This window comes from Bradyrhizobium sp., assembly GCF_052389815.1.
Taxonomy (GTDB): domain Bacteria; phylum Pseudomonadota; class Alphaproteobacteria; order Rhizobiales; family Xanthobacteraceae; genus Bradyrhizobium.
Map to the genome: position 1 here is coordinate 15,267 of NZ_JBQTHN010000107.1, position 15,022 is coordinate 30,288.

At 66.5% G+C, this 15,022-nt stretch carries 12 protein-coding genes; 1 reads left to right on the forward strand and 11 read right to left on the reverse strand.

Annotation, left to right across the window (positions count from 1 at the left end):
• Positions 1-9: 9 nt before the first annotated feature.
• The 10 genes from recN to murG all read right to left on the reverse strand — a co-directional run bounded on the left by recN (position 10) and on the right by murG (position 13,233).
• Positions 10-1,698 (reverse strand): DNA repair protein RecN, encoded by a 1,689-nt coding sequence (gene recN, locus ACT4OC_RS19280; protein ID WP_444840623.1) that lies wholly within the window; start codon positions 1,696-1,698, stop codon positions 10-12.
• A gap of 17 nt (positions 1,699-1,715) precedes the next feature.
• Positions 1,716-2,603, reverse strand: a complete 888-nt coding sequence (locus ACT4OC_RS19285; protein WP_444840624.1) for an outer membrane protein assembly factor BamD — start codon at positions 2,601-2,603, stop codon at positions 1,716-1,718.
• A gap of 219 nt (positions 2,604-2,822) precedes the next feature.
• Positions 2,823-3,782 (reverse strand): UDP-3-O-acyl-N-acetylglucosamine deacetylase, encoded by a 960-nt coding sequence (gene lpxC / locus ACT4OC_RS19290; RefSeq protein ID WP_444840625.1) that lies wholly within the window; start codon positions 3,780-3,782, stop codon positions 2,823-2,825.
• 354 nt (positions 3,783-4,136) lie between these two features.
• Positions 4,137-5,921: a cell division protein FtsZ gene (gene ftsZ, locus ACT4OC_RS19295; protein ID WP_444840626.1), complete on the reverse strand. Its 1,785-nt coding sequence runs from the start codon at positions 5,919-5,921 to the stop codon at positions 4,137-4,139.
• A gap of 89 nt (positions 5,922-6,010) precedes the next feature.
• Positions 6,011-7,330, reverse strand: a complete 1,320-nt coding sequence (gene ftsA, locus ACT4OC_RS19300) for a cell division protein FtsA (protein ID WP_444840627.1) — start codon at positions 7,328-7,330, stop codon at positions 6,011-6,013.
• The gene (locus tag ACT4OC_RS19305) at positions 7,327-8,307 is read right to left on the reverse strand and encodes a cell division protein FtsQ/DivIB (protein ID WP_444840628.1); all 981 of its coding nucleotides are present in this window, start codon (positions 8,305-8,307) and stop codon (positions 7,327-7,329) included. Before ACT4OC_RS19305 ends, ftsA begins: the two co-directional genes overlap by 4 nt.
• A 248-nt stretch (positions 8,308-8,555) precedes the next feature.
• On the reverse strand, positions 8,556-9,542 hold the full coding sequence (locus ACT4OC_RS19310; RefSeq protein ID WP_444840629.1) for a D-alanine--D-alanine ligase family protein: 987 nt from the start codon (positions 9,540-9,542) through the stop codon (positions 8,556-8,558).
• 115 nt (positions 9,543-9,657) lie between these two features.
• Positions 9,658-10,578, reverse strand: coding sequence for a UDP-N-acetylmuramate dehydrogenase (murB, locus tag ACT4OC_RS19315; protein WP_444840630.1), 921 nt, complete (start codon positions 10,576-10,578; stop codon positions 9,658-9,660).
• A 2-nt stretch (positions 10,579-10,580) separates the two neighbouring features.
• Positions 10,581-11,984 carry a UDP-N-acetylmuramate--L-alanine ligase gene (gene murC / locus ACT4OC_RS19320; RefSeq protein ID WP_444840631.1) on the reverse strand — a complete coding sequence of 468 codons (1,404 nt, stop codon included), beginning with the start codon at positions 11,982-11,984 and terminating at the stop codon, positions 10,581-10,583.
• 148 nt (positions 11,985-12,132) lie between these two features.
• Entirely contained in the window at positions 12,133-13,233 is a 1,101-nt protein-coding gene (gene murG / locus ACT4OC_RS19325) for an undecaprenyldiphospho-muramoylpentapeptide beta-N-acetylglucosaminyltransferase (protein ID WP_444840632.1), read from the reverse strand.
• A 219-nt stretch (positions 13,234-13,452) separates the two neighbouring features.
• Between murG and panD the strand changes: the two genes are divergently transcribed.
• On the forward strand, positions 13,453-13,854 hold the full coding sequence (gene panD, locus ACT4OC_RS19330; protein ID WP_444840634.1) for an aspartate 1-decarboxylase: 402 nt from the start codon (positions 13,453-13,455) through the stop codon (positions 13,852-13,854).
• Here the strand turns inward: panD and ACT4OC_RS19335 are convergent.
• A complete protein-coding gene (locus tag ACT4OC_RS19335) occupies positions 13,845-14,996 on the reverse strand; it encodes a peptidoglycan glycosyltransferase FtsW (RefSeq protein ID WP_444840635.1) in 1,152 nt (383 codons plus the stop codon). The genes panD and ACT4OC_RS19335 overlap by 10 nt on opposite strands.
• Between the last annotated feature and the right edge of the window lie 26 nt (positions 14,997-15,022).

The window sequence follows — 15,022 nt, forward strand, 5'->3', positions numbered from 1 at the left end:
CGAGACAGCTCACGCCGTTGCCGCCCTCAGCAGCCGTTCCGCGGCCGCCCTCGCTTCCGCGGTGATCTCGGCACCCGCCAGCATCCGGGCGATTTCCTCGCGGCGGTGGTCGGCGGCGAGCGCGTTGACGCGGGTGGCGACGCGCTTGCCCTTGTCGAGGGCGTCCTTGGAGATCAAAAGGTGCTGGCTGGCGCGGGCGGCGACCTGCGGGGCGTGGGTCACGGCCATCACCTGCACCTTCGAGGCGAGACGCGAAAGGCGCGTCCCGATGGCATCCGCCACCGCGCCGCCGACGCCGGTGTCGATTTCGTCGAACACGAGCGTCGGCGCGGAGCCGCGGTCGGCCAGCACGACCTTCAGCGCCAGCAAAAAGCGCGACAGCTCGCCTCCGGAAGCGACCTTCATCAGCGGGCCCGGCCGCGTGCCGGGATTGGTCTGCACCCAGAACTCGACGCGATCGATGCCTTGCGGGCCGGGCGCGGATTCGTCGGCCTCCAGCTGAGTGCTGAAGCTGGCGCGCTCCAGCTTCAGCGGCGGCAGCTCGGAATTGACGGCCTTGTCGAGTTTTTGCGCGGCCTTGGCGCGGGCAGCAGAGAGTTTCGCGGCCGCCGCCGCGTAGCGCTTGTCGGCCTCGAGCGCCGCTGCTTCCAGCTTCTTCAGCTGCTCGGCGCCGGCATCGATCAGCGCGACGTCGGCAGCCATCTGCACCGCGAGCGCGGCGAGGCGGTCGACCGGCGTGGAATATTTGCGCGCGGCGGCGCGCAGCGCGAACAGCCGCTCCTCGATGCGCTCGAGCTCGGCGGGATCGAAATCGGCGGCGCGCAGCGCGGCGTCCAGATACTGATCGGCCTCCTCCAGCGCGTTGATGGCGGCATCGATCGCCTTCACCGCGGGCTCGACCAGCGCCGGCGAATTGGCGGCGCGGCGCTCCAGGCGGCGCACCGCGGCGGACAGCGCCGGCACCGGCGAATGCGCCCCGCCGATCGCCTCCTGCGCCTCGCGCAAATCGGTCGCGATCTTCTCGCCCTGCATCATGATGGTGCGGCGGGAAGCCAAGCTCGTCTCCTCGCCCTCCTGCGGGGCGAGCTGCTTCAGCTCGGCGGAGGCATGGCGCAGATAATCCGCCTCGCGCGCGGCGCGCTCGACGGAGGCGCGATGCTCCTCCAGCGAGGCGCTCGCGGTGCGGCGCGCCTCCCAGAGGTGCTCGACCGCGGCGACGTCCTTTTCGTGGCCGCCAAAGGCATCGAGCAGGCGGCGATGGGTGGAAGCATCGACCAGCGCCCGCTCGTCGTGCTGGCCGTGGATCTCGACCAGCGCCGAGCCGACGGCCTTCAGCGTCTGCACCGAGATCGACTGGTCGTTGATGAAGGCGCGGGTGCGGCCGTCGGCAAGCTGCACGCGGCGCAGGATCATCTCGCAGGAGTCTTCAGAACGCGCGTCTTCCAGGCCGTTGTCGGCGAGAATCTTCATCGCTGGATGATTCTCCGGCACGTCGAAGGTGGCGGTGACCTGCCCCTGCTCCGCGCCATGGCGCACGAGCGTGGCATCGCCGCGGCCGCCGAGCGCCAGCGCAAAGGCATCGAGCAGGATGGACTTGCCCGCACCGGTCTCGCCGGTGAGCACGGCAAGCCCGCGGGAGAATTCGATATCGAGCCGTTCGATCAGGACGATGTCGCGGATCGACAGTCGCGCCAGCATGCGGGGTAACCCAGAACCTAGCCGAGGCCCAGTTTCTTGAAGGCCCTGGAAATATAGGAGCCCTTGTTCTCGCTCGGCTCGAGACCGCCGGACTTTACAAGATTATAGGCGTCCTTGTACCAGCGGCTGTCCGGAAAATTGTGGCCAAGCACCGCGGCCGCGGTCTGCGCCTCGCCGACGATGCCGATCGCCATATAGGCCTCGGTGAGCCGGAACAGCGCTTCCTCGACATGGCGCGTGGTCTGGTAACGTGTCACCACGGTCTTGTAGCGGTTGATGCCGGCGGTGTAGTCGCGCTTCTGCATGTAGTAGCGGCCGACGTCCATCTCCTTGCCGGCGAGCTGGTCGCGCGCGCCTTCCATCTTGGCCTTGGCGGAGGTGGCGTATTCCGAGGTCGGATACTTGCGCACCACTTCCTCGAGCGCATTGATCGCCTTCTCGGTGCGGCCCTGGTCGCGCGAGATGTCGGGGATCTGGTCGTAGTGGGAAGCGGCGATCAGGTATTGCGCATAGGCCGCATCCGGGCTGCCGGGATGCAGCGTCACGTAGCGGGTGGCGGCGCCGATGCAGCTGTCGTAGTCGCCGGCGTTGTAGAAGGAGTAAGCCGACATCAGCAGCGACTTGCGCGCCCACTCGGAATACGGATGCTGGCGGTCGACCTCCTCGAACTTCTTCGAGGCCGCCTTGTTATCCTTGCGCTGGTTCATCAGGTACAAGCCCTCATTGTAGAGCTTGTCCGCGGGCTCCTCGACGAAGGTGTCGTCCTTCTGGGTGAACTTGTCCCACAGCGCGCCCGTGCCGCAGCCGCCGAGCGGCAGCGCGAGCAGCGCGATGGCGGCGGCCAGCCGCAGCGGCAGCCGGGCCGGGAATTTACGCCGTTGAAGCGTCATACGCTGTGCCGACATGAATTAGACCTGACGCCTTGTGGTGCGATGCGAGCAGCCCGCCATGGCCGCAAGGATCGGGGTGCCCGTGAGCAGCGCAACCGCGGGCTACACTTACCCGAAATAACCCCATCCACCAACCGGATAGGCAGGCATTCCGCCCGGATTAAGGCGGTGCGGCCACGATCCTTACCAATTGTGGTTACTGCGGAAAATCGGTCCGAGGCCGCGGTGACGGCTTCAGGAGACGTCCGGGCTGTAGGCCGGGGCCACCATGCCGCCGACGATGGCGCGGCCGGCTTCGGCCGGAACGCGGCTGCGGCGTGGCGCGTCGCCCTCGACCACGCGCCAGGCGGTGCGGTCGGCGAGCAGTGCCGTGAGCGCGGCGTGATTGAGCTTGTGGCCGCCACGGACCGAGCGGAAGGCGCCGAGCAGCGGCAGGCCGGCAAGCGCCAGATCGCCGATTACATCGAGCACCTTGTGGCGGGCGCATTCATCGTCGTGGCGCAGGCCCTCGCTGTTGAGCAGCCGCTCGCCGTCGAACACCACGGTGTTCTCGAAGGAGGAGCCGAGCGCAAAACCGGCGCTGGACAGACGGGCGAAGTCGTTGAGGAAGCCGAAGGTGCGGGCGCGGCTGATTTCGCGGCGGAAGCGCTCTGGGCTGACGTCGAGCGCGTAGCTCTGCTTGCCGATCACGGGATTGGCGAAGTCGATGTCGACTTCGACGCGGAACCCGCCTGCAAATGGCCGGAACGCGCCGACGGAATCGCCGATCGTGGCAGTGACCGGCTTGAGAACCTGCAGGAAGCGGCGGACGGCGGGCTGGGCCACCACGCCGGCCTGGTCGATCGCGGCGACGAACGCAGCGGCGCTGCCGTCCATGATCGGAACCTCGGAACCATCGACCTCGATGGTTGCGTTATCAACACCCATGCCGCGCAACGCGGCGAGGATGTGCTCTGCGGTGGCAACCAGCGGGCCTTCAGCATCGCCCAGCACGGTGGCAAAATCGGTGGCGATAACCGACTCAGCGGTCGCCAGAACCTCGCGGTCGGCGCCCTCAAGGCCGGTACGGACAAAAATAAAACCTGCGTCGACAGGCGCAGGTCCAATGGTGAGATTGACGGGTAAACCGGAATGAACTCCGACGCCCGTCACGGTGGCTTGCGACCGAAGCGTGGTTTGACGGTTCAATTTCATCCGAAGACTGCCCACTACCCGACTCACTCAAAGACTGACCGAACCCACTCCCGGACCGGACTCATTCTTCAAGCATCCCCAAGTCGAGATGAACTGTAGTTGTTGCCCGAAAGCACGCCAACTCACGCTTTTTTACGGATTGTTACCCCATCTATGCCGCATTCGCGCCAAAGCTTAACCAAATTGCAGCGGCGGTTTGTACGGTTCCAGCATACCGATCTAAATCACGAGAGAAAAATTAATCATTGAAAAACAGTCGCTTGTCGGAAAGTCGCAGCGCGGCGCGCCTGTGGAAAAGTAAGGGTCCCGGTGCTGCCACCGGGACCCCTCGCATCGTCGCAATTGTTACAGACTTCAGTTGGCCTGCCGACGCAGGAAGGCCGGGATATCAAGATGGTCGTCGCCCTGTGGCGCTGGGGCAACAGGTGCCGGGCGGCCATGGACGTCCAGACCCTGAGGTGCCGGCCGCTGCTTGGCATACTCCGATACCGGGTCGCTGGCAGCGATCTGCTGGGCCACGGTGCGGCCCTGCTTGCGTTCCGGCAGCGGCGGCATCGCGGGACCGGCGGCGCGGGCGGCAATCGGAGGCTCGCTCTCCTCGTCGCGGCGGCCGAGGCCGACATTGGCCAGGCGCTGCAGCAGCGACAGTTTCTTGTGCGGATGCTCCTCCTCGATCTCGCCCTGCGCCTTGCGGATCTCGGCCTGGGCCGGCATCGGCAGGTCCTCGAACTTGGGCATGCGAGGGCTGCGGGACGGCGGGCGCTCGGCGGCCGGCGGGATGAAGTTCTCGGCAGGCGGCGGCTCGTGCGATTCGGGGCGGACCTCCTTGTCCGGGAACAAGGTCGGCTTCTGCGCAACCGGGCGGACGGTGACGTCGCCATAGGTTGCAGGTGCAGCCGGCGCGGCCGGCGCCTCGGGCGCGACCGCAGCCGCAATCGCGGCGAGCGCCGCACGCTCGACATTGCTGGTCGCACGCTGCACGCCCGGTGCGGGAGCGGCGGCCGGCGCGACGTGGGACGAGACGCCGGTTTCCAGCTTCTGGGCACGCTCGGCGAGGCGCTGGTTGTCGGCGCGCAGGCGGGCGGTCAGGTCGGCGAGGCGATTCTCCGGCGAGGCCGCGGGCGCAGCCTGCACGGCGGGCGCGGCCGCCCCGCTCAGCGAGCGGGCAACCAGCGACTGGTCGATGCCGGTGGCGACGACGGAGACGCGGATCACGCCGTCGAGTGCCTCGTCGAAGGTGGCGCCGACGATGATGTTGGCGTCCTGGTCGACTTCCTCGCGGATGCGGGTGGCGGCTTCGTCGACCTCGAACAGCGTCAGGTCCTTGCCGCCGGTGATGGAGATCAGGAGGCCGCGGGCGCCCTTCATCGACGAATCGTCAATCAGCGGGTTGGCGATGGCGGCTTCCGCGGCGGTCAGCGCGCGCTTGTCACCGGAGGCTTCGCCCGTGCCCATCATCGCCTTGCCCATTTCCCTCATCACCGCCCTCACGTCGGCGAAGTCGAGGTTGATCAGGCCTTCCTTGACCATCAGGTCGGTGATGCAGGCAACGCCCGAATAGAGCACCTGGTCGGCCATCGCGAAGGCGTCCGCGAAGGTGGTCTTTTCGTTGGCGACCCGGAACAGGTTCTGGTTCGGGATGATCAGCAGCGTATCGACCACCTTGTGCAGCTCGGAGATTCCGGCTTCCGCGGTGCGCATGCGGCGCGCGCCCTCGAAGTGGAAGGGTTTTGTCACGACGCCGACGGTGAGGATGCCCATCTCGCGGGCGCATTTGGCGATCACGGGGGCTGCCCCGGTGCCGGTGCCGCCGCCCATGCCGGCGGTGACGAACACCATGTTGGCGCCGGAGAGATGATCGCGGATCTCGTCGATCACTTCTTCCGCGGCGGCAGCGCCGACGTCCGGCTGCGAGCCGGCGCCGAGGCCCTGCGTCACCTGCGTGCCCATCTGGATGATGCGCTGCGATTTCGACATCGTCAGCGCCTGCGCGTCGGTGTTGGCGACGACGAAGTCGACGCCCTGCAACCCGGCGGTGATCATGTTGTTGACGGCATTTCCACCCGCGCCGCCGACGCCGAACACGGTGATGCGCGGTTTCAGCTCGCTGATGTCAGGGGGAGTGATGTTGACTGCCATGGTTGCCTCTCGTAGCTAAACGCGCGTTGGTTCGCCCGGACCTGCGGCCGCGGGATCTGGTGAAAGTCGCATGATGGTAATGACGGTCATCAGAAGCCCTCGCGAAGCCATCGTCCGACCTTTCCGAAGTATCCGTTGGTCCCTGTCCTGAGCTGCCGCGTATGCCGCGGTTCGACATGTTCGAGATGGGCGTATTGCGGATAGACCAGGAGGCCCGCGGGCACCGCGAAGGAGGCGCTCTTGGCCTCGCTGGGCAGCCGGCCGAAGCCGAGCGGGCGGCCGATCCGCACCGGGCGGTTCAGGATGCGGGTGGCGAGTTCGACCGAGCCGGTGAGTTGCGAGGCGCCGCCCGAGAGGACGACCCGCGCCTTCGGCTCCGCTGCAAAGGGGGAATCCGCCAGGCGGTCCCTCACCATTTCAAAAATCTCCTCGGCGCGATGCCGGACGATGTTTGCGATCGTGGCGCGGGACACGATCTGCGGGGCGTCGATCTCGTCGTCGCCCGCAGCCGGTACGGACATCAATTCTCGCGCGTCGGACCCGCCGGTCAGCACGGTGCCATATAACGTCTTGATTCGCTCGGCATCCGCAATGCAGGCGGAGAGTCCGCGCGCCAGATCCATCGTAATGTGTTGCCCGCCGAGCGCAAATCCGCTCGCATGGACGAAGCGGCCGGCCGAATATGTCGCTATCGTGGTGGAGCCCGCCCCCATTTCGACCACGGCGGCGCCCAGATCGGCCTCGTCGTCGGTCAGCACCGCGAGGCCTGCGACATAAGGACTCGCCGCCATGGCTTCGACGTTGAGGTGGCAACGCTCCACAGCCAGCATCAGGTTGCGCGCGACGGCGGCGTCCGCCGTGACGACGTTCATCTCGACACCGAACTGGCGGGCGACCATGCCGCGGGGATCGCGGATGCCCTTGACGCCGTCGACGGAATAGCCGGTCGGCAGCGTGTGCAGCACCGTGCGGCCCTGGGCGGTGGCGTGACGCATGCCGGTGGAGGTGACGCGGGTGACGTCGGCTGATGTCACCGAGCCGCCCTTGATGTCGGCGGCGGCCTCGACGAGATGGCCCTGCAGCCGGCCGCCGGAAACCGAGAGCAGCACCGACTCGACCCGCACCTTGGCCATTCGCTCGGCCAGCGCCACCGCCTGGCGCACCGACTGCTCGCATTCGGAGAGGTCGACGACGGCGCCGGCCTTCATGCCGCGCGACTGGATCTGGCTGTAGCCGATCAATTCGACCGCATGGCTGCGGCCGCGCAGCGCATCGTTCGGCGGGCTCGGCTTCAGCCGCGCGATCATGCAGGCGACCTTGCTGGTGCCGATGTCGAGGGAAGCGACCAGCGTCGTGCGCCTGGTCATCGGCCGCGTCTTCGGGGTCTGGGTGCGATCGAGGCCGCTCATGCGTCACCGGCCTTTTTCTTCTTCTTGTCCTTGAACAGCTCCTCGCGGGCCTTGGCCGCGTCTTCGGACAATTGCACCGTCAGGCGATCGGGCAAGCGCATGTCGACCGCGACGATGTCGCGGGAGAACAGCTTGTCTTCCTTGTCGAGCTTCGAGAGCGCGGCCAGCGCGTTGCCAACGTCGTTCTCGGGCAGGCGGATGTCGAGGCCGTCCTTCAGGCGCAGATTCCAGCGGCGCTCGCCGACGAAGATCGCCGCCTTGGTGACGGAGTGAACCTGCGGGTAGCGCGCCAGCAGCGCGAGGAAATCGCGGGCGCGGGTCTGGGCGCCCTTGCCGACCACCAGCGGCAGCGACACGAAGCGGCGCGACACATAGGGTTCCAGCACGGCGCCGTCGTCGGCGATCACGGCGAGGCGGCCGTCCTGCTGCCACAGCGCGAACGCCGTGCGCTCGACGAGGTCGATCTGCAACTGGCCGGGATAGAATTTCTGCACGGTTGCGTCCGCGATCCACGGATTGGCCTTGAGCTTGTCGCGGACGGTGGCGGCATCGAGGAACAGCAGCGAGGAGCGTCCGTTGACGCCGCCGATGCCGAGCACCTCGTCCTGGCTCAGCTGCCTGCGGCCGTTGATGACCACCGAGGTGATGCGGAAGCCGGCGGAATTGGCCAGCGCGTTGCGGCCGTCGGCGAGCTGCGCCAGCACGGCATCGACATGCCCGCCCTTGACGACGCCGAGCGCGGCGCTGCCGAGCAGGGTGAGAAGCGTGAGCGTCAGCACGGCGCGGCGCGGCGTATATCGCTCGAGCCAGAGAATCGCGCGGCTCGGCGTCTCGCGATCGGCCCTCGCCTTGGCGCGTTTACGATCGAATCCAAAATACTCGCGCAGCAGCACGGCCGCGCCGATGGCGGCCGCCTTCAGGTCGGTCTTCGGCTCCGCAGATCCCCTGGATCGCCTGGAGCGCCCTGCACCATCCATTGCTCGAGCCCGTCGATTTCGACCCGCAAGTCTTTGCGGGCGTTGGCACAAATGGCGTCTCGGTCATGCCTCCATGGCCGGCCGAGCGCACACCTGCGCCGCCAGCGTTAACCTTCGTTCTTCCTGGTAAACAAAGGGTAAAGCCGGCCCGGCCAGGAAGCGATTTGGCTCGTGCTGTGAGGGGTTTGCCGCAGGTTTGTCGCGTTTTGGCAGACATTGAGGCGCCCCGGAACAATCCGGGGTATCGCCTACCTTTGCGTGTGCTTGATCGCCAGCGCGATCTGGTCGTGCAGGAAATCGGTAAAGTCGATGCCTTGCGCCTTCAGCGCCTTCGGATAGAGCGAGGCCCTGGTGAGGCCCGGCAGGGTGTTGGTCTCGAGGTAAACCGGCCCCTTCGCCGAGATGATGAAGTCCGATCGCGTGTAGCCGGAGCATGACAGCGCGCGATGCGCCTTCACCGCCAGGTCCTGCAACCGTGCGGTGACTTCCGGCGTGAAGCGGCCGGGACAAATCTCCTGCGTCGACTTCAGGAGATACTTGGCGGTGTAGTCGAAGCGCCCTTCCGCCGCGACGATCTCGATCGGCGGCAGCGCGAACAACTTGCCGTCGGACTGCTCCAGCACGGCGCAGGTCGCCTCGGTGCCGGTTATGAACGGCTCGATCAGATATTCCTCGGTCTTCGCGGCGTTGCGGACGGCGACGAGATCCTGTTTCGCAACGACGTAGATCAGGCCATAGCTCGAGCCGTCCTTGACGGGCTTTGCGATCAGCTTGCCGTATTCGGCGAAGGCCTCGTCGAGATGGCCGAGCTCGATGCCGGCGGGCGACGGCACGCCGCCGATGGCCGCAAAGCGTTTTGCCGCGGTCTTGTCGAACGCAAGATGCGAGGACGCCGAGCCGGAGCCGGTGAAGGGCACGCCGCGGACCTCGCACATGGTCTGCAACTCGCCGTTCTCCGCCCTGCCCCCGTGCAGGGCAAGAACCAGCACGCGGCTCTCCGCCTTGGCCCGGTCGAGCGCCTGCGCCAGCGGCACGCCGCGGCTTTCCGGCTTGAACTCGTCCTCGAACGGCCTGACGTGGCCGAGCAGCTCGGCCCTGCTCACCTCATGCACGGTATCGGCGACATGCCAGAACCAGAGGTCGGCCTCGGGCAGCGCCTCGCACAGCGCCTGAGCCGAGGCGACCGAGACCAGCCGCTCCTTGTTGGTGCCGCCGAACAGAATGGTGTTGCGCATCTTTCCTCACGTCCGTCATTCCGGGGCACGCGCAGCGTGAACCCGGAATCTCGAGATTCTCAGGGGCGCAAGGGCGCCCCATAGTTCGATGCTTCGCATCGCCCCGGAATGACAATCAATCGGGAATCCCGATCCGCTTGATTTCCCAATGCAGCTCTATACCGGAATTCGCTTTAACCCGCTCGCGCACGGTTTCGCCCAGCGTTTCAATGTCATCGCCGGTGGCGTTGCCGGTGTTGATCAGGAAGTTGCAGTGCATTTCCGACACCTGCGCGCCGCCGATGCGCAGGCCGCGGCAGCCGGCGGCATCGATCAGCTTCCAGGCGCTGTTGCCGGGCGGGTTCTGGAAGGTGGAGCCGCCGGTCTTTTCACGAATCGGTTGAGCCGTTTCGCGGTGGGTCTGCACCTCGTTCATGCGCGCGCGGATGGCCTCGGGCGAGGCGATGACGCCGCGGAATTTGGCCGAGGTGAAGACAATGGAGGGATCGACACCGCTGCTGCGGTAGACGAACTTCATGTCGGCATTGGAGAAGACGTGCCTTGCGCCGTCGCGGCCGATGCCAACAGCCTCGATCAACACGTCCCTGGTCTCGCGGCCATTGGCCCCCGCATTCATCCGCAGCGCGCCGCCGACGGTGCCGGGAATGCCGAACAAGAATTCCATGCCGCCGATATTGGCCGATGCCGCCGTCTCCGCCACGCGCTTGTCGAGCGCGGCGGCGCCGGCCGTGACGACATCCCCTTGCGCACTGGCTTCGCCGAAGGCCCGCGGCGCAAGGCGGATCACCACGCCCGGAATGCCGCCGTCGCGCACGATCAGGTTCGAGCCGACGCCGACGACGTAGACCGGAAGCTGCTTAGGAAGGTGCTTCAAGAAGTAGGCGAGGTCGTCTTCATCCGCCGGCGTGAACAGCACCTGGGCCGGGCCGCCGACGCGAAACCAGGTGAGCTCGGCCAGCGATTGGTTGGCCAGCAGCCGCCCGCGCAGTTGCGGCATTGCGGCCTTGAGATCGGCGGTGAGGTCGGGGAAGGTCACGGCTAATCCAGCGCCTTCAATTCGCCGGGCAGCGCGTAGGCCCATTGCGTGATGTTGCCGGCGCCCAAGCAGACCACGAGATCGCCAGTCGTGGCGACGCCGCGCACGATCTTCGCGAGTTCGCCAGCGTTCGGCAGCGCGATCACCTCGCGGTGGCCGTGGGCGCGCAGGCTGGCGACGAGATGGTCGCGATCGATTCCTTCGATCGGTGTCTCGCCGGCCGGATAAACCTCCGCCACAATAACCGCGTCGGCGTCGTTGAAGCAGTTGGAGAATTCGCTGAACAGCTGTCGCAGTCGGGTGTAGCGATGCGGCTGCACCACGGCGATGATCTTGCCTTGATACGACTCACGTGCCGCCTTCAGCACGGCCGATATCTCGACGGGGTGATGGCCGTAATCGTCGATCACGGTGACGCCGTTCCATTCGCCGGTCTTGGTGAAGCGGCGCTTGACGCCGCCGAAACCGGCGAGCGCCTTGCGGATCGCCTCGTCGGAAACGCCGAGTTCATGCGCCACCGCTATCGCCGCCGTGGCGTTCGAAGCATTGTGGCGGCCCGGCATCGGCAGCACGAGGTCGGCGATCTCATGGCTCGCCCCGTTCTTGCGGTCGCGGATCACGACCTTGAACTTCGAGCCGCCGGGAATGGCGGTGAGATCGGCGAGCTGCGCGTCGGCCTGCGGGTTTTGCCCATAGGTGACGATGCGGCGGTCCTCGATGTGGCCGGCCATGCTTTGCACCACCGGATGGTCGGTGCACATCACTGCAAAGCCGTAGAAGGGGATGTTCTCGACGAAAGCGCGGAACGCCTCCTGCACCGCCTCGAAGGTCTTGAAGTGGTCGAGATGCTCGGGATCGATATTGGTGACGACGGCGACATCGGTCGGCAGCTTCAGGAAGGTGCCGTCGCTCTCGTCGGCCTCCACCACCATCCAGTCGCCGGCGCCCAGCCGCGCATTTGTGCCGTAGGCATTGATGATGCCGCCGTTGATGACGGTGGGATCGAGGCCGCCGGCATCGAGCAGGGTCGCGACCATGGTGGTGGTCGTGGTCTTACCATGGGTGCCGGCGATGGCGACGCAGCTCTTCAGCCGCATCAGCTCGGCCAGCATCTCGGCACGGCGCACCACAGGAATGCGCTGCGCGCGCGCCGCCACCAGCTCCGGATTGTCGCGCTTGATCGCCGAGGAGACCACGACGACGGCGGCACGGCCGATGTTCTCGGCCTTGTGGCCGACAAAGACGGTGACGCCGTTCTTGCGGAGGCGGTCGAGGTTGTAGCCGTCGGCGGCGTCGGAGCCCTGCACGGTGTAGCCGAGATTGCCGAGGACTTCGGCGATGCCGCTCATGCCGATGCCGCCGATCCCGATGAAATGGATGGGTCCGATCTCGCGCGGCAGTCTCATGCAGGCCTTTCCGGTGTCATCGCCCGCGAATGCGGGCGATCCAGTACTCCGCGCGGCCCATTATCGAAATCGGCGGCGCGGCGTACTGGATGCCCCGCTTTCGCGGGGCATGACAAGCGGTTTTTCATCGAGATTCCAGGCCGGAACGTCAGATTCCCGCGACTTTCGCTACCAGATCGGCCAGCCGCTCGGCGGCATCGAGCCGGCCGACGCTGCGGGCGCTAGCGGCCATGGCGGTGAGGCGCGCGGGCTCGGCGGCCAAGGCCGAGATTTCCGAGGCCAGCCGGTCCGGCGTGAACTCGCTCTGCACGATGCGAACGGCGCCGTCGGCCTGCGACAGCACGCCGGCATTGGCGAACTGGTCCTGGTCGATCGCGCCCGGCAGCGGCACCAGGATCGAGGGCCGGCCGATAGCGGCGAGCTCAGCCACCGTGCCGGCGCCGGAGCGCGAGACCACGAGATGGTTTTGGGCGAGCCGCGCCGGCAGGTCGGCGAAGAAAGGCGCCAGCTCGGCATGGATCTTCAGCCGATCGTAGACCGCGCGCACCCGCGCCATATCCTCCTCGCGCACCTGCTGCGTCAGCATGAGGCGGCTCCACAGTGCCGGCTCCAGCCGCTCGATCGCCGGCGGAACGATGTCGCTCATCACGCGCGCGCCCTGGCTACCGCCGACCACGAGCAGGCGCAGCGGGCCGTTGGCTCGCGGCGATTCATAGGGGATGCCGGCGGCGGCGAGGATCGCCGGCCGCATCGGCGTGCCGACGGTGGTGGTCTTGCCTGACAGCGCCGGATCGCGATCGAGCACGCCGGGCAGCGAGGTTGCGATCGCATTGACGCGGCCGGAGAGGAAACGGTTGGCGCGGCCGAGCACGGCGTTGGCATCATGGATGATGCCGGGCACGCCGGATAGGCGCGCAGCGAGCAGCGGCGGCACGGTCGGATAGCCGCCGAAGCCGACCACCGCGGCCGGCTTCAGCCGCCGCACCAGGTTGAGCGCAACGACCATGCCGTAACCCAGCATGATCGCGGTGCGCGCCAGCGAGATGGGATTGCGGCCGCGCACGGTCTCGCTCGGCACGACATCGGTCATGTCCTTCGTGAAGAGGCCGCTGTAGCGTAGCGCGCGCGAGTCGGTGGCAAGCCGCACGCGGTAGCCGCGCTTGATCAATTCGACGCCGAGGGCTTCCGCAGGAAACAGATGGCCGCCGGTGCCGCCCGCGGCTAGGAGAATGAGAGGTGGAGTCATCATGGGGTCTCATAGCCGACACCGGGGCGTTCGTCACCAGAGCGGAAGTCGCGAAGATGACGAAAATCTGCTCCTCAAGCAGCGCTGCGGAGGATGACCGTGCTGGGTCCCTCGTCCGTTGTAGGTATTCCAACCAAGATCGTGTTCCACGTTGACGCTTGGCCTCCGGGCCCCTATTCGGGCACCCGAAAATTCAAAGGCGGCAACACGGGATTACTCTCGATGCAAGTGACCTTGATGAAGGGCAAGATTCATCGTGCGCATGTCACGGAAGCGGACCTGCACTATGAGGGATCGATTTCCATTGATCGAAACCTCATCGACGCCGCCGGCTTCCTCGTCAATGAACGCGTCGATATCTATAACATCGATACCGGCGCCAGGTTTTCGACCTATGTGATCGAGGCTCCCGCAGGGTCGGGCGCCATTGGCCTTAATGGCGCCGCAGCGCGCCTGGCGATGGTGGGGGACAAGGTCATCATCGTCGCCTATGCAGGCTTTGACGATGACGAAGCCCGCAAGTTTCAGCCGCGCGTCGTGATCGTCGACGAGAACAACCGGAATATCGCAAAACCGGCGAACCCGGCCGCGGCGAAAAGCGAGAAGTCGGTCGCTCACACGTAGCCGCGTAGCGCCCCGGCGGCGTTGTTCGATTCCACCTCGGTGCGCGGGCGCAGCCGCGTCAGCGCCAACATCATGCCGACGCCAAAGGCGAGCGAGATGATCGAGGAGCCGCCGTAGGAGACGAACGGCAGCGTCATGCCCTTGGCGGGGATCAGTTGCAGATTCACGGCCATGTTGATAGCGCCCTGCACGCCGAACAGGATCGCAAGGCCGGATGCGGCAAAGCGCGCGAACATGTCCTCGCTGGCATAGGCGCGCGACAGCGCGCGGATCACGATGAAGGCGTAGAGCGCCAGCATCGTCAGGCAGAGGATGATGCCGAACTCCTCTGCTGCCACCGCGAACACGAAGTCGGTATGGCTGTCCGGCAGGCTGCGCTTGGCGATCCCCTCGCCTGGACCTAAGCCGAACCAGCCGCCGTTGAAGAAGGCTTCCATCGCCATGTCGACCTGGAAGGTGTCGCCGGAAGCCGGGTTCATGAAACGTTTGATGCGCCCGGCGACATGCGGCACGAACAGATAGGCGCCGAACAGGCCGGCGGCGGCGGCGCCTGCCAGCCCCATCACCCAGATCATCCGCATGCCGGCGATGAAGAACAGCGCGCCCCACACCATCAGGATCAGCATGGTCTGGCCGAAGTCCGGCTCCATCACCAGGAGCGTGACCAGCATCAACAGCAGCGCCAGCGCGATCGAGGTCGCCGGCATTTCCGGGCGCTTGGTGGACTCTGCAAACAGCCAGGCCGCGACGACCACGAAGGCGGGCTTTGCCGATTCGGACGCCTGGATGTTGACGCCGAGAAGCGTGATCCAGCGCTTCGATCCCTTCACCTCGGGGCCGAACAGCAGCGTCGCCACGATCAGCACGATGCTGAGTGCGAACACGATCAGCGCCGTGCGGCGAATTTGCTTGGGCGACAGGAAGGAGACGCCGACCAGCACGATGGAGGCCGGAGCCAAGAACAGCACGTGGCGGCCGAAGAAGTGGAAGGGATCGAGCCCGATCCGGGTCGCCACCGGTGGGCTTGCCGCCAGCGACAGGATCACGCCGGTCAGCATCAGCGCGAAGATCGCACCCAATAGCGGCTTGTCGACGGTCCACCACCAGTCGGACAGCGGCGTGCGTTCTTCGCGGGAGATCATGGATGTCCCCAATGGGCAGAGGTCTG